We start from the raw sequence: 23767 nt of genomic DNA, 5'->3' as shown, positions 1-23767 counted from the left end.
CAGGAATCAGCTCCATGCACAGCAAGAAGACGGTGCTGGCCGCGGCGTTCGCCGCCGCGGCAGCACTGACCCTGTCGGCCTGCGGCAGCGGCGGGGACTCGGCGGACAAGTCCGTCGCCGACGTCTCCACCCAGCCCGCGTCCAAGCCCGGAACCGTGCTCGACCAGCCGTTCACCAAGCCCGATCTCGTCCTCACCGACACGCACGGCAAGAAGTACGACCTGCGCGAGCAGACCAAGGGCAAGCCGACACTCATCTACTTCGGCTACACCAACTGCCCCGACGTCTGCCCGCTGACCATGAGCAACATCGCGCTCGCCAAGCGCGCCCTGCCGAAGGCCGAGCAGGACGAACTCCAGGTCGTCTTCGTCACGACGGACCCCGAACGGGACACCCCCGCGTCCCTGGGCAGCTGGCTCAAGGCCCAGGACCCCGACTTCACCGGCCTCACCGGCGACTTCCCGGCCATCCAGGCCGGAGCACGGCAGATCGGCATCGGCATCGACCCGCCGAAGAAGGAGAAGGACGGCACGGTCGTCTCGATGCACGGCGCCCAGGTCATCGCGTTCTCCCCGAAGACCGACCAGGGTTACGTGCTCTACGGCGAGGACACCACGGCCGAGGACTACACGAAGGACCTGCCGAAGCTCGTCGAGGGGAAGACCCCGTGAAGCGGCGCACCGCCGTCGCCGGCGCACTGACCCTCGCCACCGGGCTGGCGCTGACGGGCTGTTCCTCGGACGGCAGCCCCCGGCTGGAGGTGACCGGGGCGTTCATGCCTCAGCCCGTCAGCGACATGGCGGCCGGTTTCCTCCTCGTGAAGAACAGCGGTGGGGCCACCGACCGGCTCACCTCGGTGACCAGTTCGCTCTCCGACCACGTCTCCATCCACGAGACGGCGAACCGGACGATGCGGATGGTCTCGTCGTTCGAGGTGCCGGCCGGCGGTGAGCTCGACCTCGAACGCGGCGGCAACCACATCATGTTCACGGACCTCAAGCAGCAGCCCAGACGCGGCGAGACGGTCTCCGTGGAACTGCACTTCGAGAAGGCCGACCCCATCAAGGTCGACATTCCCGTGAAGGAGACCACCTACAACCCGAAGAAGCAGTGAGGTACTGACACCCATGACGGCCACCGCCCCGCACTTCGGGCCCTCCCCGGTACGACGGCCGCTCGCCGCGGCATCGCTCCTCACCGCGCTGATCAGCATGCTGTTCGGCCTGGTGCTCGCAGGCGCGGGCCCCGCGTCGGCGCACGCCGCTCTCACCGGGAGCGACCCGCAGGACGGGGCGGTGGTCGCCACCGCCCCCGAGGAGGTCACCCTCACCTTCTCCGAACAGATCGCCATGGGCGACGGCTCCATCCGGGTCCTCGACCCGGACGGGAAGCGCGCCGACGACGGCGCCCCACGTGATCTGACGGCAGGTGGTGCCGTGCGGTACGGCGTCCAGCTCCACAGCGGGCTGCCCGACGGCACGTACACCGTGGCCTGGCAGGCCGTCTCCGCGGACAGCCACCCGGTCTCCGGAGCCTTCACGTTCTCCGTCGGCGCCCCCTCCGAGACCACCGTGGCGCTGCCTTCCGCCGAGGCCGGCGGCGGTCTCGTGGGTGCGCTCTACGGCATCGCGCGCTACGCCGCGTACGCCGGGTTCATCCTGCTCGCGGGCGGATCGGCCTTCGTGCTCGCCTGCTGGCAGCGCGGGGCGGGTTCCCTTCCGCTTCAGCGGCTCGTCGTGCGGGGCTGGATCACACTCACCGCCGCCACCCTGGTCATGCTGCTGCTGCGCAGTCCCTACACCGGCTCGGGCAAGCTCGCGGACGCCTTCGACCTCGGCGGGCTTCAGGCCGTGCTCGACACCAAGCCGGGGGCCGCACTGGTCTCCCGGCTGCTGCTCCTGGGCGCCTCCGCCCTCTTCATCGCGGTCCTCTTCGGGGCGTACGCCAAGCGCGAGGACGAGAAGGAGAAGCAGGACCTCACCTTCGGACTCGCGATCGGCGGAACGGTCATCGCGGCGGGCATCGCGGGTACGTGGGCGCTGGCCGAACACGCCTCCACCGGCATCCAGCCCGGTATCGCCATGCCGGTCGACGTGCTCCACCTGCTCGCGGTGGCCGGCTGGCTGGGCGGCCTCGCCGCACTCCTGGTCGCCCTGTACCGGGCGCCGGACTTCACGAGCGGCGCCGTGCGGCGGTTCTCCCGCATGGCGTTCGGCAGCGTGCTCGTCCTCGCGGCGACAGGGCTCTACCAGTCCTGGCGGCAGGTCGGTACGTGGTCGGCCCTGACCGGCACCCGCTACGGGCAGCTGCTGCTGCTCAAGGTGGCACTCGTCGCGGTGCTCGTGGGGGTCGCGTGGATCTCGCGACGGTGGACCGCGCGGCTGACAGCGGGCACCGGATCCGGCGGCTCGGTCCTGGAGCCGGCCGCGGACACCTCGTCGCTTCCGGACGGTGATTCCTGGGGTTCCGGGGGTTCGGACAGCTCGGCCCCCTCGGCCGACGCCGACGCGGCCGGGGACGGCGTGGATCCGGAGCGTGCCGCCCAGCTCTCCCGGCAGCGCGCCGCTCTGACCACGGCGAAGGAGAAGCGCGCCCGTGACGCCGACCCGGACCGCTCGGGACTGCGGCGTTCCGTGCTGGTGGAGACGGGCATCGCCGTGGTGCTGCTCGTGGTGACGACGATCCTGACGTCCACCGAACCCGGCCGCACCGAGGAGGAGGCCGCCCGTGGCAACACCGCCGCGGCGGCTGTGCCGGTGACCGGGGGCCAGGTGAACCTGAGTCTGCCCTTCGACACCGGCGGTCTGAACGGCAAGGGCACGGTACGCATGGACATATCACCCGGCGGAACCGGCTCCAACAGCGTGCACCTCTGGATCGACGGTCCGGACGGGCGCCCCATGGACGTACCCGAGGTGAAGCTCGCCTTCACCCTGGAGGCGAAGGACATCGGGCCCCTCCCGGTGGTCCCCGACCGCCTCACCGAGGGGCACTGGACGTCGAGCGGCGTACAGATCCCGATGGCCGGCGACTGGAAGGTCGCTGTGACCGTGCGCACGTCGGACATCGACCAGACAACCATCGACAAGAACGTGAAGATCGGCTGAGCAGGGTGAGCACGAAGAAGGACAGCACCGGGCCGGACCGAGCGGCCGAGGACCGTCGCGACGGCCCCGCCGACGCCGTGTCCCGGCGGCGGCTGATCGGCGGTGCGGGGGCGGCCGGTGCGGCAGGTCTCGTCCTCGGGGCGGCCGGCGGAGTCGGCGGTTACGCCGCGACCCGTGACGAGGGACCGGCCGCGCTGACCACGGTCGGCTCGACCGAGGCGATGTTTCACGGGAAACATCAAGCGGGGATCACCACTCCGCTTCAGGCCCGCGGGCACCTGATCGCCTTCGACCTCGCCCCCGGCGCCGGCCGCAAAGAGGCCGCCGCCCTGATGCGCCGCTGGTCGGTGGTGGCCGGACACCTGATGGCGGGCGAGCCGGCCGACGGCGGGACCGAGCACGACACGGGTGTGGCCCTGGACGCCGGACCGTCCTCCCTGACGGTGACGTTCGGGTTCGGGCGCACCTTCTTCGACCGCACGGGGCTGACCAACCGCAGGCCGCCGGTCCTGGACCCGCTGCCCGCCTTCTCCTCGGACCGTCTCGACGCGAAGCGGTCCGACGGCGACCTCTGGGTCCAGATCGGCGCCGACGACGCCCTGGTCGCGTTCCACGCGCTGCGCGCGCTGCAGAAGGAGGCCGGCGCCGCCGCCCGCGTGCGCTGGCAGATGAACGGCTTCAACCGCGCGCCGGGTGCCACCGACCGGCCGATGACCGCGCGCAACCTGATGGGTCAGGTCGACGGCACCAACAATCCGAAGCCCGCGGAGAGCGACTTCGACGAACGGATCTTCGTACCGTCCGGCGGACCGTCGGCGTACGCGTGGATGGCGGGTGGCTCGTACGCCGTCGTGCGGCGGATCCGGATGCTCCTCGACGACTGGGAGAAGCTCCCCGTGGAGCGGCAGGAACGGGTCATCGGGCGGCGCAAGGCCGACGGCGCTCCGCTGAGCGGTGGCACGGAGACCACGGCGATGGACCTGGACAAGGCGGGAGCGGACGGCAAACTCCTGGTTCCCGGCAACGCCCATGCGCGTATCTCCTCCCCCGAGAAGAACGGGGGCGCCGCGATGCTGCGCCGGCCGTTCTCGTACCACGACGGCATCTCGGACGACGGGACCCCGGACGCGGGGCTGCTCTTCGTCTGCTGGCAGGCCGACCCGTTCAAGGGGTTCATCCCGGTGCAGCGCAAACTCGACCGCGGTGACGCCCTCTCGCCGTTCATCCGGCACGAGGCGAGCGGTCTGTTCGCGGTGCCCGGAGGCGCCGCTTCCGGTGAGTACGTGGGGCAGCGGCTGCTTGAGGCGTGAGGCGCACGGCCCCCACCGTCGGCCCATTAGGGTGACCGTATGTCAGCCACGCGCTACGCCTACCTCGGCCCCGAAGGCACCTTCACCGAGGTCGCCCTCCGCACTCTCCCCGAAGCCGCCACCAGGGAACTCGTCCCGATGGTCTCGGTGCCGGCCGCGCTGGACGCGGTGCGCAACGGGGAGGCCGCGGCGGCGCTCGTCCCCATCGAGAACTCCGTCGAGGGCGGGATCAGCGCCACGCTCGACGAGCTGACCAGCGGTTCCCCGCTGATGATCTACCGCGAGGTGCTGCTCTCCATCACGTTCGCGCTGCTGGTGCGCCCCGGGACGAAGCTGTCGGACATCAAGACCGTCACCGCCCACCCGGCCGCGCAGCCACAGGTACGCAACTGGATGGCGGCCCATCTGCCCAGCGCGCTCTGGGAGTCGGCGGCCTCGAACGCGGACGGTGCCCGGCTGGTGCAGGAGGGGCGGTACGACGCCGCCTTCGCGGGCGAGTTCGCCGCGGCGACCTACGGGCTGGAACCCCTGGTCACGGAGATCCACGACGCGGAGAACGCCCAGACCCGGTTCGTGCTGGTGGGGCGGCCCGCCAGGCCCTCCGCGCCGACGGGGGCCGACAAGACCTCCGTGGTCATCTGGCTGGGAGACGACCATCCGGGCGCCCTGCTCGAACTGCTCCAGGAGTTCGCCGTACGCGGGGTCAACCTGATGCTGATCCAGTCGCGGCCCACCGGTGAGGGCATCGGGAACTACTGCTTCGCCGTGGACGCGGAAGGACACATCGCGGACCGCAGGGTCGGCGAGGCGCTGATGGGGCTGAAGCGGATCTGCCCGAACGTGCGGTTCCTGGGGTCCTACCCACGAGCCGGAGTGACGCCCGAAGAGGTCAGCCCGCTGCGGATCGGCACGTCGGACACGGACTTCACGGAGGCGTCCGACTGGCTGGCGCGCAGCCAGGACGGCAGGGTCTGAAGCACCCTCGGCCGCGGCCCGCAGCCCGCGGCACCGGACGGATACGGGTTCCGGCTCCGGCCGGCTCCACGCGCCTGCGCGCATCCGGATGCCGACAGGCCGTGTTCCGGTGCGGCGCCTGGAATGCCCGCAGCCCGGCGTTCGCACCGGTCCTGTCCGCAGAGCCTCGTTACGCACAAAGTTATCCACAGGGTGCCCTCTCGACCTGGGGACAAGTCGACACCACAAAGCGACATGGTCGACAAATCTCCCCAGGCCGCCCGGATCACCCGCAGGGTCACACCCCGTCCGCGACGGCCCCATTCCATTGATCAACGCATTGGAACGAGAAATACCCACCCGAATGAGTGCACGGAGCGGGTTTGAAGCGCACGCCGTTGGCCGTCATGCCGTTTTCGGAACGATCTCTTCCGATGTCCACAGAACTTCTTCACAGCCTGTGGATAACTGAATGGATCATCGGGCCCCTGTGGACAAGAAGCCCCTTCAGTGCCCCCCAACTCCCGCCACGCGCAACGGCGATGCGCCGGACCGCGAGAGCGCTTATTCCCATTTCGCGGCAATGAGGTGGGTTATCGACGATCTTCGTGCCGCGCGGGACCCACCGCCGTCCCCAGAATTGTCGATTCCGGCAATTCGGGCAAAGCGCCGCGCTCGGTGATATCGGTTCGAGCGGTGGATCCCCGCACCGGTAGCCTTGAGGGGTGATTGACCTTCGCCTGCTCCGTGAGGACCCCGACCGTGTTCGCGCCTCCCAGCGCGCCCGTGGAGAGGACGTCGCGCTCGTCGACGCCCTGCTCTCCGCCGACGAGCTGCGCAGGTCGTCCGGCGTCCGCTTCGACGAACTCCGCTCCGAGCAGAAGTCGCTCGGCAAGCTGATCCCCAAGGCGACCCCCGAGGAGCGCGCCGATCTCCTCGGGAAGGCCGATCGGCTCAAGACCGAGGTCAAGGCCGCCGACGCCGCGCAGGACGAGGCGGACGCCGAGGCCAAGCGGCTGCTCCTGCTGCTCGGCAACATCGTCCACGAGGACGTACCGGTCGGCGGCGAGGAGGACTTCGTCGTCCTGGAGACGCACGGCACGATCCGTGACTTCGGCGCGGAGGGCTTCGAGCCCAAGGACCACCTGGAGCTCGGCGAGGCGCTCGGCGCCATCGACATGGAGCGCGGCGCCAAGGTCTCCGGATCACGCTTCTACTACCTGACCGGCATCGGCGCGCTACTCGAACTCGCCCTGGTCAACGCGGCGATCGCCCAGGCCACCGAGGCCGGCTTCGTCCCCATGCTGACCCCCGCGCTGGTACGCCCGCGCGCCATGGAGGGCACGGGCTTCCTCGGCCAGGCCGCGGAGAACGTGTACCACCTGGAGAAGGACGACTACTACCTCGTCGGCACCTCCGAAGTCCCCCTCGCGGCGTACCACATGGACGAGATCATCGACGCCGGCAAGCTGCCCCTGCGCTACGCCGGCTACTCACCGTGCTTCCGCCGCGAGGCGGGTACGTACGGCAAGGACACCCGGGGCATCTTCCGCGTCCACCAGTTCGACAAGGTCGAGATGTTCTCGTACGTCGACCCGGCCGACGCCGAGGCCGAGCACCGCAGGCTCCTCGACTGGGAGAAGCAGTGGCTCACCGGCCTGGAGCTGCCGTTCCAGGTGATCGACGTGGCCACCGGCGACCTGGGCGCCTCGGCCTCGCGGAAGTTCGACTGCGAGGCGTGGATCCCGACCCAGGGCAAGTACCGCGAGCTGACCTCCGCGTCGAACTGCGACGGTTTCCAGGCGCGGCGGCTCTCCGTACGTATGCGGGACGGCAAGAAGGTGCAGCCGCTGGCGACGCTGAACGGCACCCTCTGCGCCGTACCGCGCACGATCGTGGCGATCCTGGAGAACCACCAGCTGCCCGACGGCTCGGTGCGGGTGCCCGAGCTCCTCCGTCCGTACCTGGGCGGGCGCGAGCTGCTGGAGCCGGTCTCCAAGTGACCTTCTCCTACAAGCTCGTCGCGACCGATCTCGACGGCACCCTGCTGCGTGACGACCACACGGTGTCCGAGCGCACCCGGGAGGCGCTGGCCGCGGTGACGGCCGCCGGCGCCGCCCACATCGTCGTCACCGGACGCGCGGTGCCGTGGACCCGGCACATCCTGGACGACCTGGGCTATCAGGGGCTCGCGGTGTGCGGCCAGGGTGCGCAGGTCTACCACGCGGGCGAGCACAAGCTGCTGACCTCCCTCACCCTGGACCGGCAGCTCGCGGGGCTCGCGCTGTCCAAGATCGAGGCGGAGGTCGGTCCGCTGGCACTGGCGGCGAGCCGTGACGGACTCGAGGGCGAGGTGCTGGTCGGGCCGGGCTACCGGGTGCAGGAGGGACCGCTTCCCGCCGTCCGCATGGACGACCCCGCCGAGATGTGGACCGCTCCGCTGAACAAGGTCTACATACAGCACCCCGAGCTGGACGACGACACGCTGGCCCGGACCGCGCGCCAGGCCGTCGGCAGCCTGGTGAACGTGGTCATGGCGGGCCCCGGTGTCGTGGAGATCCTGCCCCTGGGACTGAGCAAGGCGACCGGGCTCTCGCTCGCCGCCCGCCGTCTCAGGCTCAAGGCGTCGGACACGCTGGCGTTCGGTGACATGCCGAACGACATCCCCATGTTCGGCTGGGCGCGGCACGGCGTGGCCATGGCCAACGCGCACGACGAACTGAAGGCGGTGGCACACGAGATCACCGCGTCGAACGAGCACGACGGCATCGCGGTCGTGCTGGAGGAACTGCTGCGGACGGCCTCGCGCGCGTAGCGCGGCGCGCGCGGCCGGGAGGTCACGACGGCCCGTGCGGACACGGTTCCGGTCCCCACGGCCCGCGCGTTCAGGTCCGCCGGGCTGCCTGCGGGGTGTTTCCAGGTGCTGCGGAGGATGCGCGGATCGAACGCGCGCGGGGGTGCGCCCCGACGACGGCTCAGCAGGCCGCTGCCTTACCACTCGGCCGATCCTCCGGGAGGTGGCCGCGCGCGATGCGCGCGAAGGGCCGCCCGGGGGTCCTGCTCAGCGGCGCCACGGGCAGCTGATGAGGCTACCGTGGTGCCGGCCGCTGACCACCCTGCCGGGAGCGTGACGGACTCGGACTGCTGGTCATCGCCGCGCTCCTCTCCCGGTACTCGGCGGCGCCGTCCCCGCGACTGTGCCGGAGGACGCCCGCCGGGGGCCACCCGTTCCACCGGGCCGTGCCCGACGGCCGGGCACCTCCTGACGGCGGGCCGGCGACCGCGGCAGGTCGCGCCGTCAACCCGCCGCACATGGGACAACCCCCGCCCACCGGGCGGGGGTTGCGCGGGTTCCGGTTGTCACTCCTCGCCGGCGAGTTTCAGCGCGCGCAGCTTCTGGCCCGCGTACCACGTGGCCACCACCGTGACACCGGCCAGCAGGACGGCCGCGAGCGGCAGGCCGACGTCCGAGGTGATCAGTCCCTCCCCTGCGACCTTCTCCGCCACCGCGAGGGCCCACTGCTGAACGCTGAGCGTCCGCGCGCCCGGTACCAGACTGCCGAACAGGGCCTCCCACACCAGCGCGTACACCAGGCCGAGGACCACGGCGTGCCGGCTGACCGTACCGAGCAGCAGGAACAGCGCGCTGTACGCGATCGAGGCGACCAGGGCCGCGACCGTGTAGGCGACGGCGATCTGCCCGCCGTTGCCGTTGAGGATCACGCCCGCGATCAGCGTCGGCAGCGCGGAGAACAGCATCGTCACACCGACGGCCACGATGAGCTTGGTGAAGATGATGGTGGGCCGCTTCACCGGCTTGGCCAGCAGGTAGACGATGGAGCCGTCGTCGATCTCGGGACCGATGGCTCCGGTCCCCGCGATGACACCGATCAGCGGCACCATCGTGGCGATGGCGAAGCCGCCCAGCACACCGGAGGCCACGCCGTCGTCGGCTCCGGCGAACGCCCGCACCGCGACGGCGATGACCACCAGCAGGACCGGCAGGACGAACAGGATGGCGGCCCGGCGCCGGCCGAGCAGGGCCCGGTAGGTGAGCCGGGCGACTGTGGGGTCGTACATGACGCTTCACAGCTCCTTTCAGGCCACTACTCAGGCCGCTACGAGATAGGAAAAGACCGATTCGAGGGACTCGTCGGACGGGGAGACGGTCAGCAGCCGGATGCCGTGCTCACGCGCGACCCTCGGAAGCAGCGTGGTGAAGCGTCCGAAGTCGACCGCCTGGATGCGCAGGGCCCGCTCCGTCAGATCGACCTCGATGCCCGCCGTGGAGGGGTCCGCGATGAGCGCCGCGGCGAGCGCACGGTCGTCGCTGGACCGCACGAGATAGCGGTGCGGCCGGTCCGTCATCAGCCGGCGGATCTTGCGGAAGTCACCGGACGCGGCGTGCCGGCCCGCGACGACCACCTCGATGTGCGAGGCGAGCTGCTCGACCTCCTCCAGGATGTGGGAGGAGAAGAGGACCGTGCGGCCCTCCGCGCCCATCCGGCGCAGCAGCTCCATCAGCTGCATCCGCTGCCGAGGGTCCATCCCGTTGAACGGCTCGTCCAGGAGCAGCACCGAGGGGTCGTGGACGAGGGCGGACGCCATCTTCACGCGCTGGCGCATGCCCTTGCTGTACGTCGAGATCTTGCGGTCCTGGGCGTACTCCATCTGGACCGTGGCCAGTGCAGCGGCCGCGGCCGCGTCGCCCAGCCCGTGCAGCTCCGCGTTGGCGACGACGAACTCGCGGCCGGTCAGGAAGTCGTACATGCCCTCCCGCTCCGGCACGATCCCGATCGACTTGTAGACCGACTCGTTGCGCCAGATCCTCCTGCCGTCGAGCGTCACCTCGCCGGTCGACGGCGCGAGGAAACCGGCCATCATGTTGATCAGCGTGGACTTTCCGGCTCCGTTGGGGCCCAGCAGCCCGGTGACCCCGGGGCCCACGGTCATGCTGACGTCGTTGACGGCGACCACGTTGCCGAACCAGCGGGAGGTGTGGTCGATCTCGATGGTGGTCACAGCCCGACCCTCCGGTAGCGGCGCATCAGTACGGCGTACGAGCCGGCGACGAGCGCGAGAACAACGATCAGATAGACCACACCGGCGGCGGGGCCGGGCCCCTCACCGCCGGGGAAGGCGGAGACGGCGCCGAGGAAGGCGGTCTGGACCCCGTCGATCAGCGTGATGGGCGAGAAGAGCCCCAGCCAGGTGATGGCACCGGTCGAGCCCGTCTCCCAGGCGATGGCCTGGACCGTGGAGACCGCGCCGTAGCTGATGGTCAGGACCGCGATCACCGCGGCGACGCCGAAGCCCCGGCGGGGTGTCAGGGCGGCGACGACGAGCCCGAGCCCGGCGAACAGCACGGAGAGCAGCGCCACCGAGGCCAGCCCCTGCCCGAAGCCCTTGGTCTGGTCGGCGAAGTCGAACTTCGCGAGCAGTGAGCCCGCGTAGAGGATGACGAGGGGAAGACCGGTGAGGATGAGCAGTGCGGACGCCATGGCGGCGCACTTGGCGACGACGTAGTCGACCCGCTCGATCGGGCGCGAGAAGTACAGCGGAACGCTCTTGAAACGGAGGTCCCTGGACACGGACTGCGGCGCCTGGGAGGCGATGAACAGTCCGATCACGGCCTGCAGGTAGATCGCGAAGTCCGTGTACTTGATGGGGAGCTTCGTCATCGCGGGCGTGGCGATGGCGACCGCGACGAGGATCAGCGCAACCAGGCACATCACCCCGCACAGGAGCATCGGCAGCACCTTGGACTTGGCGGACCTGCCCAGCCCGAAGGAGCCCCGCAGGGACTGCGAGTAGAGCGAGCGGCGGGCGTAGGCCCGGCCCAGTCGGGCTCCGTCGTAGGAGCGGTATCCGATGTTGTGGATGCGGGAGGTTTCGCTCCCGGCAACGGTTCCGGTCTCAGAGCTCATCGTCACCGCTCCCCTTCTGCTGTACGACGCCGGCGGTACCGGCCGGGATCGTCCTGGGGGCCTCCTCGGCGCGGAAGACCTCGGCGATGCGGTGGCGCCGCTGTTCCATCCGGATGAGCCCGAGTCCGAGCCCGGCGACACTGTCGCGGACCAGGTCGTAGGTCTCCTCGCCCGTCGCCTCCACCAGGAGGATGTGTCCCGCTCCCGGCAGGCCCTCGGCGTCGAGCCCGTCGTGGCCCACGAGCTTGGTCCCTGCCCTGGTGAGGACCTCGCGCAGCGCGTCCGTGCCGTCGGGGTGTTCGTCGCTGTCGGTCACCTCGACGGCCAGCGTGGTGGTGGTCTGCGTGAAGTCGCTGGTCGAGCTCGAACGGAGCAGGGCACCGCCGTCGATGACGACCACGTGGTCGCAGGTCCGCTCGAGCTCGCCCAGAAGATGCGACGTGACCAGCACCGAGATACCGAAATCGGTGTGGACGCGGCGGATCAGGCCGAGCATCTCGTCGCGGCCGACCGGGTCCAGGCCGTTGGTGGGCTCGTCGAGAAGGACCAGCTTCGGGTCGTGGACCAGTGCCTGGGCGAGCTTCACCCGCTGCTTCATGCCGGTCGAGTAACCGCCGATGGGGCGGTACCGCTCCTCGTACAGCCCGACGTGCCGCAGGGTGTCCGCGGTGCGCTCACGTGCCGCGGTCGGCGGCAGTCCGGACATCCGCGCCATGTGGACGACGAACTCGGTGGCCGAGACGTCGGGAGGCAGGCAGTCGTGCTCGGGCATGTATCCGACCCGCTCCCGGATGGCGGCGCCTTCCGTGGCGACGTCGAGCCCGAGCACCGCGGCCCGGCCCTCGGTGGCGGGGGACAGACCCAACAGGATCTTGATCAATGTGGACTTGCCGGCCCCGTTGGAACCCACCAGGCCGGTTACGCCCGGTCCGATGTCCAGGGAGAGCCGGTCAAGCGCGGTCACCCTCGGGAACCGCTTGCTCAGGCTTTCGGTTGCGATCACAGTCACGTGTTCGAAGGTAGTGGCGCGCGCCACCGGAGTCGTCAGCCCAGACGGTTGCATCCGCGTCCGCCTCCAGGCGTACGGGCCCGTAGGGGCGACCCCACGAGGGAGGAGTCCGCGGTTTCCACAGGTAAGGGGTACCCCTTGACGCGATCACCCGTGGGTTGCCACATTCAGCGGTGTCACGTTACGGACGCGTACCGCGACGTCGACACGGAAGAGGAGGCGGCGTGGATCTGCGAGGCGCGCGCGAGCGCTGGGTGCGTACGGGCGGTATCGAGCTGTGTGTAGCCGAGTTGGGGGATGCGGCACAGCCGACGATCGTGCTGGTGCACGGCTATCCGGACAGCAAGGAGGTCTGGTCCGAGGTGGCCGGACGCCTGGCCGAGCACTGGCACGTGGTGCTGTACGACGTGCGCGGCCACGGCAGATCGACGGCGCCCAGGCCACTGCGAGGGGGCTTCACGCTGGAGAAGCTGACCGACGACTTCCTGGCTGTCGTCGACGCGGTCAGTCCGGACCGGCCGGTCCATGTCGTCGGACACGACTGGGGCTCCGTGCAGTCGTGGGAGTTCGCCACGGTGGAGCGGACCAAGGGCCGCTTGGCCTCCTTCACTTCGATCTCCGGCCCGTCACTGGACCACTTCGGGCACTGGATCAAACAGCGGACGGCCCGCCCGAGTCCCCGCCGGATCGGGCAGTTGCTGGGCCAGGGCGCGAAGTCCTGGTACGTGTACGCCCTGCACACACCGGTCCTGCCCGAGCTTGCCTGGCGCGGGCCGCTCGGCAGGCAGTGGCCGCGCATACTGCGGCGGATGGAGAAGGTGCCGGCGGACGGGTATCCGACGGCCTCACTCCCGCAGGACGCCGCGCACGGCGCCTGGCTCTACCGCGACAACATCCGGTCCCGCCTGCGCCGGCCACGTCAGGACGCGTACGCCCACGTGCCGGTCCAGCTGATCACTCCGACCGGGGACGCCTTCCTCTCACCGGTCCTCTACGACGGCCTCGACGCCTGGGTACCCGATCTGGTGCGCCGCACTCTGCCCGCGAAGCACTGGGTGCCGCGCACCAGGCCTGATCAGCTGTGCGCCTGGATCAGTGAGTTCGTGACGGCGGTGGAGGCGCCCGGCGGAGACCTGACCGGCGACGCCGCCGTGACGGACACCGTGGCCACGGGGGCCCATGCGGACCGTTTCGGAGGGCAGTTGGTCCTGGTGACCGGTGCGGCACGCGGCATCGGGCGGGCCACGGCGCTGTCGTTCGCCGAGGCGGGCGCACGAGTGGTGGCCGTGGACCGCGACGCGGAGGGCGCGGCCCGAACCGCCGAGACGGCAAGGCTGATCGGCGCACCCGGGGCCTGGAGCGAAGTCGTGGACGTGGGCGACGAACAGGCGATGGAGAAGCTCGCGGAAAGGGTCGCCGCGGAGTACGGCGTGGTGGACGTACTGGTGAACAACGCCGGTATCGGGCTGTCCGGTTCGTTCCTCGAGACCACGAGTGAGGACTGGCACAACGTCCTCGACGTCAACCTGTGGGGAGTCATCCACGGGTGCCGGTTCTTCGGCAGGCAGATGGCCGATCGAGGGCAGGGGGGACACATCGTCAACGTCGCCTCCGCGGCTGCCTACCAGCCCTCCCGCGCGCTGCCCGCGTACAGCACCTCCAAGGCGGCGGTGCTGATGCTCAGCGAGTGCCTGCGGGCCGAACTCGCCGAACGGGCGATCGGGGTCAGCGCGGTCTGTCCGGGCTTCATCAACACCGACATCACCTCCACGGCGCACTTCGCCGGAGCCGACGAGTCGGAGGAGCTCCGTCTGCGGAAGCGGACGGGCCGGCTGTACGCGATCCGTAACTACCCTGCGGAGAAGGTCGCCCACGCCATCATGAAGGCGGTCGTACACGATCGCGCGGTGGTACCGGTGACCCCCGAGGCGCGCGGTGCCCGGCTGCTCTCCAGGGTCAGCCCTCGGATACGGCGCGGGGTGGCCAGGGTGAAGCCCCCGCTCTGAGCAGAATCGGAGTTCGGCACGGTGGGTGCCATCCGGGCCTGGATGAGGTCTGGTTGGCGCCCCGTCGTACAACCCCGCTGTCACTGAGCTGTGTTCAGCAAATCGGCTCTGGCCCAACGCCTTTGAGCGGCACGAACCATCCCCCCAGTCACATCACGCCTCATTCATCAGCATAGTTGCCCAAAAGCCTTTTATCGTAGGACTCTTGTCCACAGGAAGACCAAAATGCCTGTGGATAAGGCGAGTTGGCTGTGGATCAAACCTGTCGGCAGCAGTGAATTCCACGATCGGGCAGTGAAATCCAGGTGCGCCACCCGGTCCGACGCGGGCACTCTGACCGGGTGGACGAGAGACGAACCGTCAAGGTCTCCAAATACCTGTCGAAGCACCTGCGGCATGAGCCGGACCGGATCGGAATCACCCTCGATCCCCACGGATGGGTGCCCGTGGACGAGCTGCTGCGGGCCTGCGCGGACCACGGGTTCTCGTTCACCCGGGCCGAGCTCGACCACGTCGTCGCGGTCAACGACAAGCAGCGCTTCACCATTGCCGGAGACCGCATCCGGGCCAGTCAGGGCCACACCGTCCCGGTCGACCTCGGCCTGCCGGCGGCCGAACCGCCCACTCACCTGTACCACGGCACCGTGGCGAGGACGCTCCACACCATCCGCGCGGAGGGGCTGCGTCCCATGGCCCGCCATCACGTCCACCTCTCGCCCGACCGTGCCACGGCCGTACGCGTCGGCGCCAGGCGCGGCGTTCCGGTCGTACTGGCCGTGGACGCCGGAGCCATGCACCGGGCGGGGCACCTCTTCCACGTCAGTGCCAACGGGGTGTGGCTCACCGGCCACGTACCGCCGGAGTTCCTGCGCCTGCGCGACTGAGGCACCGGGCCCGTACCCGCGCGGCGCCGCCGATCCATGACCGTAGAGTCTGCGCATGACCTCCTCCCGCCGACTGAGCACCGTGATCCTGCCCATCCACCGCTGGCACGAAGGCGGCCGGGCCCTGTGGGTACGCGCCGAGGAACTCGGTTTCCACGCCGCCTACACCTATGACCACCTGGCCTGGCGGACCTTCCGCGACGGCGCGTGGTTCGGGGCGGTCCCGACGCTGACGGCCGCCGCCGCGGCCACGGAACGGCTGCGCCTGGGCACCCTCGTCACCTCACCCAACTTCCGGCATCCGGTCACGCTGGCCAAGGACCTCATCACGCTGGACGACGTCTCCGGCGGACGGATCACTCTCGGCATCGGCGCCGGCGGCAACGGCTTCGACGCCACCACGCTGCTCGGGAGCGGCGAGGAGCCGTGGACACCGCGGGAGCGCGCAGACCACTTCGAGGAGTTCGTCCCGATGCTCGACCGGCTGCTCCGGGAGCCTTCGGTGACGCACGAGGGCCGGTTCTACGCCGCGAACGAGGCCCGGAACATCCCCGGCTGCGTCCAGCGCCCCCGGCTGCCCTTCGCGGTCGCCGCCACCGGCCCTCGGGGACTGAAGCTCGCGGCGCGGCACGGCCAGGCCTGGGTCACCACGGGAGATCCGAAGCTGTACGAGGCCGGCACCGCAGCACAGTCCGTGGCCGCCGTCGGCGGCCAGATCAGCCGCCTGGGCGCGGCGTGCGAGGAGGTCGGCCGCGACGTTGCCGAGCTGGACAAGATCCTGCTCACCGGTTTCACCCCGGGCCGCCCGCTGCGGTCCTTCGACGCGTTCGTCGACTTCGCGGGGACGCACTTCGAGCTCGGCTTCACCGAGATCGTCGTGCACTGGCCGGTGCCGGACTCCGGCTTCGACATGGACGACAAGGTGTTCGAGCGCATCGCCACCGAGGCCACGGCCCAGTTGGGCTGACCCCTTCGGCGCCGGTGCCCGGCCACGGTGAGCACCAGCGGGCACCGGTGAGCCCTGGGCATATGCCGGAGGTATGTTCGGCAGCTCAAGGGCTCAGCTCTCAGATGTGCGACCCTGCGCACGTCCGTGCGGCCCCGTACGGGAGAATGGCCGCGTGACCTCAGCTACCGAATCCCCGCTGCCTGCCGTGACCCGGCTGATCGCCACCGACCTCGACGGCACCCTGCTGCGCGACGACAAGACCCTGTCGGACCGCACGGTCGCCGCCCTGGCCGCGGCCGAAGCGGCGGGGATCGAGGTCTTCTTCGTCACCGGCCGGCCGGCCCGTTGGATGGACGTGGTCAGTGACCACGTCCAGGGCCACGGCATGGCGATCTGCGCGAACGGGGCCGCGGTCGCCGACTTGCGCGACGGCAGTCTGCTCCAGGTCCACCCGCTGGAACGCGAGGCCGCCCTCGACGTGGTCCGCGTCCTGCGCGAGACCACCCCGGGCGTCTCGTTCGCCGTCGAACTGACCACGGGCATCCACTACGAGCCGGCCTATCCGCCGTTCCACATGGACCCGGGCGCCACGGTCGCCGTCGCGGAGAAGCTGCTGCGCGAGGAGGCCCCGGGTACCGGAACGCCGGTCCTCAAGGTGCTCGCCCACCACGCCGAACTGGCCCCGGACGCCTTCCTCCTGCTGGCCCGCGAAGCCGCCGGGGACCGCGCCTCGTTCACCCGGTCCAGCCCCACCGCGCTGCTGGAGGTGAGCGGGCTCGGGGTCTCCAAGGCCGGCACGCTCGCCGCCTGCTGTGCGGAACGCGGCATCGGCGCGGACGAGGTGGTCGCGTTCGGCGACATGCCCAACGACGTGGAGATGCTGAGCTGGGCCGGCGCCTCGTTCGCCATGGGCAACGCGCACCCGGCGGCCCTGGCCGCCGCGACCGGTGTGACGCTCACCAACAACGAGGACGGTGTCGCGGCCGTCATCGAGCGGATTCTCGCCACCCGCTGACGGGGTTCAGAGCGGGACCTGCCAGATCACGGTCGTACCGCCGCCGTCCTCCCCTGCCCCGGGTTCGAACCAGCTCGCGCCGCCCAGTGTCTCCGCGCGCCTCGCGAGGTTGCGCAGGCCGCTGCGGCGTCCACCGTCCGGGATGCCCACCCCGTCGTCGGCGACCGACAGCCGGACCGCGTCCCGTCCGTCCGGCAGTACGGCGGTCGCGTCCACGGCCACATCGACGCGCGAGGCCCTCGCGTGCCGGAAGGTGTTCGACAGCGCCTCGCGCAGGGCCGCGATGAGGTTCTTGCCGACGAGTTCGCCCACGAGCAGGTCGACGGGGCCGAAGAATCGGTGCGTGGGCTTGAATCCCAGCGGCACCGCCGCCATGTTGATCTCCCGCAGCACCCGGGTCCGCAGTCCTGACGGGGCTTCGGCCGCGTCCTGCTGCAGCGCGAAGATGGCGGTGCGGATCTCCTGGATGGTCACATCGAGCTCGTCGACCGCCCGCCCCACGCCTTCCCGCACGGCGGGGACACCCGAGCGGCGCTGAGCGCCCTCCAGCATGATCCCGGTGGCGAACAGACGTTGGATGACCAGGTCATGGAGGTCCCGGGCGATCCGGTCCCGGTCCTCGTACACGGCGAGCCGCTCACGGTCCCGCTGCGCCTCGGCCAGCTTCAGCGCCAGCGCGGCCTGGGCGGCGAAGTGGACGGCCAGCGTCCTTTCCGTCTCCGTGAACGGACGGCCGCCCCGAGCCCTCGGGATCGCGAGCGCACCGAGGACCCGTCCACCGCTGCGCAGCGGGAGCAGCATGTGGGGGCCGAACTGGTCGGAAAGCCTGGTGATCATGCGTGGGTCGGTGGCCGGGTCGTCCAGGAAGACCTCCTCGCCCCTGAGGAGGGCCGCCACCACCGGGCTGTGCGGGGGAATGATCACCCCGAGGGAGGCGGACGGCTTGTTCCCGGCGACGGCCACGATCTCCAGGCCGCCCTCCTCGGCCGGAAGCAGGACGATGCCCGCTTCGGCGTCGGCGAGACGGCGCGCCTGTTCGGCGACGACGGCCAGGGCCTCGTCCGCGTCCCCGCCGGAGAGCAGGGCGGTGGTGACGGCGACCGAGCCGTCGATCCAGCGTTCGCGCTGCCGGGCGGCGTCGTACGTCCGTGCGTGGCCGATGGCGATCCCGGCCTCCGTGGCGAGCACTCTCAGCAGGTGCAGTTCGTCGTGGCCGAACGCCTCCCCGTCCTCCTTCTCCATGACGTAGAGATTGCCGAAGATCCTGCCCTGCACCCTGATCGGAACCCCGAGGAACGTCCGCATCCTCGGGTGCCCGGGCGGAAAGCCCACGAAGCGCGGGTCGGCCTCCAGGTCCTCCAGCCGGATGGACACGCCTTCCTGGATGAGTGCGCCCAGAAGACCCGTGTGCCCGTCCGGTGGGTGGCCGATCGCCCGGGCCGTCTCCTCGGGTACCCCGTGGGTGATGAAATCGCGGAGGCTCTCGCCCGGCTCGTCCACCACGCCGATGGCCGCGTAGCGGGCGTGGGCGAGTTCGGCCGCGGTCTCACAGATCCGCTCGAGGGTGGCGTGGAGTTCGAGGCCTGTCCCGACGGACCTCGTGGCCTCCAGCAGCTGCGGGACACGCGCGGTCAGCTCCGCGGAGAGCTCCCGCAGCCTGCCGGCCGTCCGCTGCACGGCTTCGGGCGAGTCCTTCGGATCCGGCTCGGGCATGGTCCGAGCCTAAGGGCTGTCCCGCAATCCCTGGTGGATCAGCGCGCGGCGTGAGATGCGGTGCATCGCAAGGCGGAGGGACGTCTGCATACTGGCTGTACTCGGGCGTTCCGACAACGCGGCGAGGTGCCGTAGCTGTCGTCGTGCGCCCGCCAGGGACTGCGAGACAGCCCTTGGTGAGTAGCGAATGGTCGGGAAAGTCGAGAATGACAGGAGACAGCGGAGGGGTCGCCGGTGTCAGCTCGGTACGGACACCGCCTCCGGCGTGAGCGATCGCCCCGCCCTCACTCCTACCGGGTCCTGTTCGCGTTCGAGCATCAGGCGCAGCGGCCCGTCCTGTGCGACCAGAGCGGCGTAAGTCCCCTGCTGCACCACGCGGCCCGCGTCCAGCACCAGGACCTCGTCCACCGACTCCAGTTGGGCCAGGCGGTGCGTGATCAGCACCGTCGTGCGCCCCTCGGTGGCAGCCAGCAGATCCGCGGTCAGCGCGTCCGCCGTCTCCAGATCCAGGTGTTCGGCGGGCTCGTCGAGGACGAGCACGGGGAAGTCGGCGAGGAGCGCACGGGCCAGCGCGAGCCGCTGCCGCTGGCCGCCGGAGAGCCGGGCGCCGTGTTCACCCACCAGCGTGTCGAGGCCGTCGGGGAGGGAACCCGCCCAGTCCAGCAGCCGGGCCCCGGCGAGCGCGTCCCGCAGCTGACCATCCGTCGCGCTCGGGCGGGCGAGCCGCAGATTCTCGCGGATGGAACTGTCGAAGACGTGGGCGTCCTGGGCACAAAGCCCGACGAAGGAGCGGACCGTGTCCCCGTCCAGAGCGGACGCCTCGACCCCGCCGAGGCTGTACGTCCCCTCCCTCGCGTCGAGGAAGCGGAGCAGGACCTGTGCGAGCGTCGTCTTTCCCGAACCGGACTGGCCCACCACGGCCACCCGCTTGCCGGGAACCAGTGTCAGACCGACCGAGTGCAGGGCGTCCCGCTCCGCGCCCTCGTACCGGGCCGACAGCCCCCGGACGTGAAGCGGGAAGGGCGAGGCGGGCGCCTCGGCCGGTACGGCGGGGTCCTCGACCGGCACGGGAGCGTCGAGCACCTCGAAGACGCGCTCCGCACTCCGCTCGACCCGCCGGCGGTACTGCACGGCGAGCGGCAGCCCCGCCACGGCCTCGAACGCCGCGAGCGGAGTGAGGACGACGACGGCGAGCTCCACACCCGCCAGCCGCCCGTCGTACACCGCGGGCAGTGCGACGATCGCCGCGCCCACCACGGTGAGCCCGCAGACCAGGGCGGACAGCCCGCCGCCGAGCGCGGTCGCGGTCGCGGCACGCGAGGAGATCCGGGTGAGAACGGTGTCGGCCGCACGCACCTGATGCCGGCGGGCGGGCAACGCACCCGCGACCGTCAGCTCCGCCGTCCCGCCGAGCAGATCGGCGACCCGGACAGCCAGCGCGGCCCGTGCGGGAGCCAGTTGGCGCTCGGCGCGCCGGGCGCAGGCACCGCTCAGCCACGGCACCGCGACTCCGGCGAGGAGCAGCCCGGCCGCGAGGACCGCGCCCGCCTCCGGGAGCAGAAGGCCTGTGAACCCGACGGCCGCGACCCCGACCGCGAGCGCGGTCCCGGCGGGCAGGAGCCAGCGCAGCCAGTAGTCCTGCAGCGCGTCCACGTCGGCGACCAGCCGGGACAGCAGGTCGCCCCGTCGCGTCGTCCGCAGCCCCGCGGGCGCGACGCGCTCCAGCCCGCGGTACACGGCGACCCTGAGCTCCGCGAGCATCCTCAGCACCGCGTCGTGGGAGACCAGCCGCTCTGCGTACCGGAAGACGGCGCGGCCGATACCGAAGGCCCGCGTCGCGGTGACGGCGACCATCAGATAGAGCACCGGGGGCTGCTCCGAGGCCCGCGAGATCAGCCATCCGGAGACCGCCATGAGCCCGACGGACGAGCCCACGGCAAGGCTGCCGAGCAGCAGCGCCAGGCCCAGTTTCCGCTGCTGTGAACCGGCTGCCTCCCGCACCCGCGCGAGCACCCGGCCACCGGTTCTGGGGGCTGTCTCCCTGAGCGGCGCGGGCTCCCCGGCGGCCGGCCCGCGCTGGTCGGCGACACGCCGACCGCCCGCGTCCGGCGGCCCGACCCGGTCGGCGGTGCCTCTCGTACGGATCGCACCGGGCTCCTCCGGGTGCGCCCGATCCGCCGCCCCGTGCCCCGCACCCGCCGGAACCAGCGCGCGCGGCTCCAGCGACACCACGCGATCCGCGACCGAGAGCAGCGCCGGCCGGTGGACCACCAGCAGCACGGTGCGGCCCGTGGCCAGTCTCCGTACGGCGTCGACGATCCCGGCCTCCGTCTCGCCGTCCAGACTCGCCGTCGGCTCGTCGAGCAGCAGCAGTGGCCGGTCCGCGAGGAACGCCCTCGCCAGGGACAGACGTTGGCGCTGCCCCGCGGACAGTCCGGCGCCGTCCTCGCCGAGCGGCGTGCTCGCGCCGTCCGGCAGCGATGCCACGAAGTCGTAGGCGCCCGCCTCACGCAGCGCCGCCATGACGGCCTCGTCGTCCGCGTCCGGGCGGGCCAGCCGCACGTTCTCGGCGATCGTCCCGGCGAAGAGGTGCGGCCGTTGCGGAACCCAGGCGATCCGCTCGCGCCAGCGCTCGGGGGCCAGGGCCCGGAGATCGGTACCCCCGACCCGTACCCGCCCCTCGTCGGGCACCTTGAAGCCGAGCACCACGTCGAGCAGCGTGGACTTGCCGACCCCGCTCGGGCCGACCAGGGCGACGGTCTCCCCCGGCTCGACGACGAGCGAAGCGCCGGCCGGCGAGGGCTCGCTGCGGCCGGGGTGCCGTACCGTCACCCCCTCCAGCTCCAGCCGCAGCGAGTCGGGCACGTCCTGGGTGCCGCCGGGGTCGGGCTCGGTCTCCAGCACCGCGAAGATCTCGTCCGCCGCAGAGAGCCCTTCCGCCGCCGCGTGGTACTGGGCGCCGACCTGGCGGATCGGGAGATAGGCCTCCGGAGCGAGGATGAGGACCACGAGCCCCGTGTAGAGATCGAGCTCTCCGTGGACGAGCCGCATCCCGATCGTCACCGCGACCAGTGCCACGGAAAGGGTCGCCAGCAGCTCCAGGGCGAAGGAGGACAGGAATGCAATCCGAAGGGTCTTCAGCGTCGCAGTGCGGTACTGGGAAGTGATCGTGCGGATCGACTCGGCCTGGGCCTTCGCCCGCCCGAAGACCTTCAGCGTCGGCAGCCCGGCGACCACGTCGAGAAAGTGTCCGGAAAGCCGGGACAGCAGCCGCCACTGACGGTCCATCCGGGACCGGGTGGCCCATCCGATGAGAATCATGAAGAGCGGAATGAGCGGCAGCGTGACGACGATGATCGCCGCCGAGACCCAGTCCTCGGTGACGATCCTGGCGAGTACCGCCACCGGCACCACGACCGCCAGCCCGAGCTGGGGGAGATAGCGCGAGAAGTAGTCGTCGAGCGCGTCGACACCCCGGGTCGCCAGCGCCACCAGCGAACCGGTCCGGTGCCCGCTCAGCCAGCCCGGCCCCAGCGCCGCCGCCCGGTCCATGAGCCGGCCCCGCAGTTCGGACTTGACCGCCGCACTCGCCCGGTACGCCGCCAGCTCGGTCAGCCAGGCCACGAGGGCCCGGCCCAGGGCGACACCGGCCAGCAGGAGCAGCGGCGTCCGGAGCCCGGCAGCGGTCAGCCCGTCCTCGAACCCGCCCACCACCACTTCGGCCAAGAGCATGGCCTGGGCGATGACCAACGCCGCTCCGACCAGTCCGAGTGCCACCACGGCCGCCAGGAAGAAGCGCGTGGCACGGGCGTACCGGAGCAGGCGAGGGTCTATCGGTTTCACGTGAAACAGCTCCCCGGTGAGCGATGGGCGGGCGGGTTCAGTGCGCGTCGGCGATGTGGTGCGTACCGATGCGCTTGCGGAACACCCAGTACGTCCAGCCCTGGTAGAGCAGCACGACAGGAGTGGCTGTACCGGCACACCAGGTCATGATCTTGAGGGTGTACGGGGTGGACGAGGCGTTGGTGACCGTCAGATTCCAGGCGTCGTCGAGCGAGGACGGCATGACGTTCGGGAAGAGCGTCAGGAAGAGCATCGCCACCGCCGCCGCGATGGTCACACCGGAGAAGGCGAAGGACCAGCCCTCCCGCCCCGCCGCGATGGCTCCGATGCCCGCGACCAGGGACACCACGGCGACGGCCATCGCCGACAGGCTCCAGCCGTTGCCGTTCTCCGCCTGGGTCCAGACGAGGAAGCACAGTGCGAGCACCGCGGTGGCAAGGCCGAGCTTCAGCGCCAGACCGCGAGCCCGCGCACGGATGTCCCCGACGGTCTTGAGCGCGGCGAACACCGCCCCGTGGAAGGTGAAGAGGAACAGCGTGACCAGCCCGCCCAGGAGGGCGTAGGGGTTGAGCAGGTCCCACAGGTTGCCGACGTACTCCATGTCGGCGTCGATCTTCACGCCACGGACGATGTTCCCGAAGGCCACGCCCCAGAGCACGGCCGGGATCAGCGAGGTCCAGAAGATCGCGTGCTCCCAGTTGGCCTGCCAGCGTTCCTCCTGCCGCTTCGCCCGGTACTCGAAGGCCACTCCGCGCACGATCAGGCAGAGCAGGATGGCCAGCAGGGGCAGGTAGAAGCCGGAGAACAGCGTCGCGTACCACTCGGGGAAGGCCGCGAAGGTCGCACCGCCCGCGCTGAGCAACCACACCTCGTTGCCGTCCCAGACCGGCCCGATCGTGTTGATCAGGACCCGGCGCTCCTTGCGGTCACGGGCCAGCAGCTTGGTGAGGACCCCGATGCCGAAGTCGAATCCCTCCAGGAAGAAGTAGCCGATCCAGAGGACGGCGATGAGTATGAACCAGACGTCGTGGAGTTCCATCTCTCAGCTCC

General features: G+C 70.8%; 18 protein-coding genes and 1 tRNA gene. 11 read left to right on the top strand and 8 right to left on the bottom strand.

What is annotated here, in order from left to right; translation table 11 throughout:
* The first annotated feature begins 14 nt into the window (after positions 1 to 14).
* From AB0I83_RS13295 to AB0I83_RS13265, 7 genes are all read left to right on the top strand, one after another.
* Complete coding sequence (locus tag AB0I83_RS13295; protein ID WP_356535440.1) at positions 15 to 671, top strand: SCO family protein; 657 nt, start codon at positions 15 to 17, stop codon at positions 669 to 671.
* Positions 668 to 1114 carry a copper chaperone PCu(A)C gene (locus AB0I83_RS13290; RefSeq protein WP_356535439.1) on the top strand — a complete coding sequence of 149 codons (447 nt, stop codon included), beginning with the start codon at positions 668 to 670 and terminating at the stop codon, positions 1112 to 1114. The genes AB0I83_RS13295 and AB0I83_RS13290 overlap by 4 nt, the downstream gene beginning before the upstream one ends.
* Before the next feature lie 13 nt (positions 1115 to 1127).
* Complete coding sequence (locus tag AB0I83_RS13285; RefSeq protein ID WP_363304616.1) at positions 1128 to 3107, top strand: copper resistance protein CopC; 1980 nt, start codon at positions 1128 to 1130, stop codon at positions 3105 to 3107.
* Positions 3108 to 3184: 77 nt separating this feature from the next.
* On the top strand, positions 3185 to 4417 hold the full coding sequence (efeB, locus tag AB0I83_RS13280; RefSeq protein ID WP_363304645.1) for an iron uptake transporter deferrochelatase/peroxidase subunit: 1233 nt from the start codon (positions 3185 to 3187) through the stop codon (positions 4415 to 4417).
* Positions 4418 to 4456: 39 nt separating this feature from the next.
* Positions 4457 to 5392 (top strand): prephenate dehydratase, encoded by a 936-nt coding sequence (gene pheA / locus AB0I83_RS13275; RefSeq protein ID WP_356535437.1) that lies wholly within the window; start codon positions 4457 to 4459, stop codon positions 5390 to 5392.
* 704 nt (positions 5393 to 6096) lie between these two features.
* Complete coding sequence (gene serS / locus AB0I83_RS13270) at positions 6097 to 7374, top strand: serine--tRNA ligase (protein WP_356841096.1); 1278 nt, start codon at positions 6097 to 6099, stop codon at positions 7372 to 7374.
* A complete protein-coding gene (locus AB0I83_RS13265; protein WP_363304615.1) occupies positions 7371 to 8186 on the top strand; it encodes an HAD family hydrolase in 816 nt (271 codons plus the stop codon). The genes serS and AB0I83_RS13265 overlap by 4 nt, the downstream gene beginning before the upstream one ends.
* Positions 8187 to 8297: 111 nt before the next feature.
* Here AB0I83_RS13265 and AB0I83_RS13260 read toward each other — a convergent pair.
* From AB0I83_RS13260 to AB0I83_RS13240, 5 genes are all read right to left on the bottom strand, one after another.
* Positions 8298 to 8383, bottom strand: a tRNA-Ser gene (locus tag AB0I83_RS13260).
* A gap of 348 nt (positions 8384 to 8731) precedes the next feature.
* Complete coding sequence (locus tag AB0I83_RS13255; protein ID WP_363304614.1) at positions 8732 to 9451, bottom strand: ABC transporter permease; 720 nt, start codon at positions 9449 to 9451, stop codon at positions 8732 to 8734.
* A 30-nt stretch (positions 9452 to 9481) separates the two neighbouring features.
* On the bottom strand, positions 9482 to 10393 hold the full coding sequence (locus AB0I83_RS13250; protein ID WP_356535433.1) for an ABC transporter ATP-binding protein: 912 nt from the start codon (positions 10391 to 10393) through the stop codon (positions 9482 to 9484).
* Positions 10390 to 11298, bottom strand: coding sequence for an ABC transporter permease (locus AB0I83_RS13245; RefSeq protein ID WP_356535432.1), 909 nt, complete (start codon positions 11296 to 11298; stop codon positions 10390 to 10392). The genes AB0I83_RS13250 and AB0I83_RS13245 overlap by 4 nt, the downstream gene beginning before the upstream one ends.
* Positions 11288 to 12262, bottom strand: coding sequence for an ABC transporter ATP-binding protein (locus AB0I83_RS13240; RefSeq protein ID WP_356535476.1), 975 nt, complete (start codon positions 12260 to 12262; stop codon positions 11288 to 11290). Before AB0I83_RS13240 ends, AB0I83_RS13245 begins: the two co-directional genes overlap by 11 nt.
* 269 nt (positions 12263 to 12531) lie before the next feature.
* Here AB0I83_RS13240 and AB0I83_RS13235 point away from each other — a divergent pair, with 269 nt between their 5' ends.
* From AB0I83_RS13235 to AB0I83_RS13220, 4 genes are all read left to right on the top strand, one after another.
* Positions 12532 to 14313, top strand: coding sequence for an SDR family oxidoreductase (locus tag AB0I83_RS13235; RefSeq protein WP_363304613.1), 1782 nt, complete (start codon positions 12532 to 12534; stop codon positions 14311 to 14313).
* A 341-nt stretch (positions 14314 to 14654) separates the two neighbouring features.
* On the top strand, positions 14655 to 15197 hold the full coding sequence (locus tag AB0I83_RS13230) for an RNA 2'-phosphotransferase (protein ID WP_363304612.1): 543 nt from the start codon (positions 14655 to 14657) through the stop codon (positions 15195 to 15197).
* 55 nt (positions 15198 to 15252) lie between these two features.
* A complete protein-coding gene (locus tag AB0I83_RS13225) occupies positions 15253 to 16164 on the top strand; it encodes an LLM class flavin-dependent oxidoreductase (protein WP_363304611.1) in 912 nt (303 codons plus the stop codon).
* A 154-nt stretch (positions 16165 to 16318) separates the two neighbouring features.
* Positions 16319 to 17161: a Cof-type HAD-IIB family hydrolase gene (locus tag AB0I83_RS13220; protein WP_356535428.1), complete on the top strand. Its 843-nt coding sequence runs from the start codon at positions 16319 to 16321 to the stop codon at positions 17159 to 17161.
* A gap of 6 nt (positions 17162 to 17167) precedes the next feature.
* Here AB0I83_RS13220 and AB0I83_RS13215 read toward each other — a convergent pair whose 3' ends face one another.
* The 3 genes from AB0I83_RS13215 to cydB form a co-directional block, all read right to left on the bottom strand.
* On the bottom strand, positions 17168 to 18874 hold the full coding sequence (locus tag AB0I83_RS13215; protein ID WP_363304610.1) for a GAF domain-containing protein: 1707 nt from the start codon (positions 18872 to 18874) through the stop codon (positions 17168 to 17170).
* A gap of 237 nt (positions 18875 to 19111) precedes the next feature.
* Entirely contained in the window at positions 19112 to 22717 is a 3606-nt protein-coding gene (cydD, locus tag AB0I83_RS13210; RefSeq protein WP_363304609.1) for a thiol reductant ABC exporter subunit CydD, read from the bottom strand.
* A 37-nt stretch (positions 22718 to 22754) separates the two neighbouring features.
* A complete protein-coding gene (gene cydB / locus AB0I83_RS13205) occupies positions 22755 to 23756 on the bottom strand; it encodes a cytochrome d ubiquinol oxidase subunit II (protein WP_363304608.1) in 1002 nt (333 codons plus the stop codon).
* Between the last annotated feature and the right edge of the window lie 11 nt (positions 23757 to 23767).

The organism is Streptomyces sp. NPDC049970 (assembly GCF_040660235.1).
GTDB lineage: Bacteria > Actinomycetota > Actinomycetes > Streptomycetales > Streptomycetaceae > Streptomyces.
This window is presented reverse-complemented; position numbering and strand designations above follow the sequence as displayed.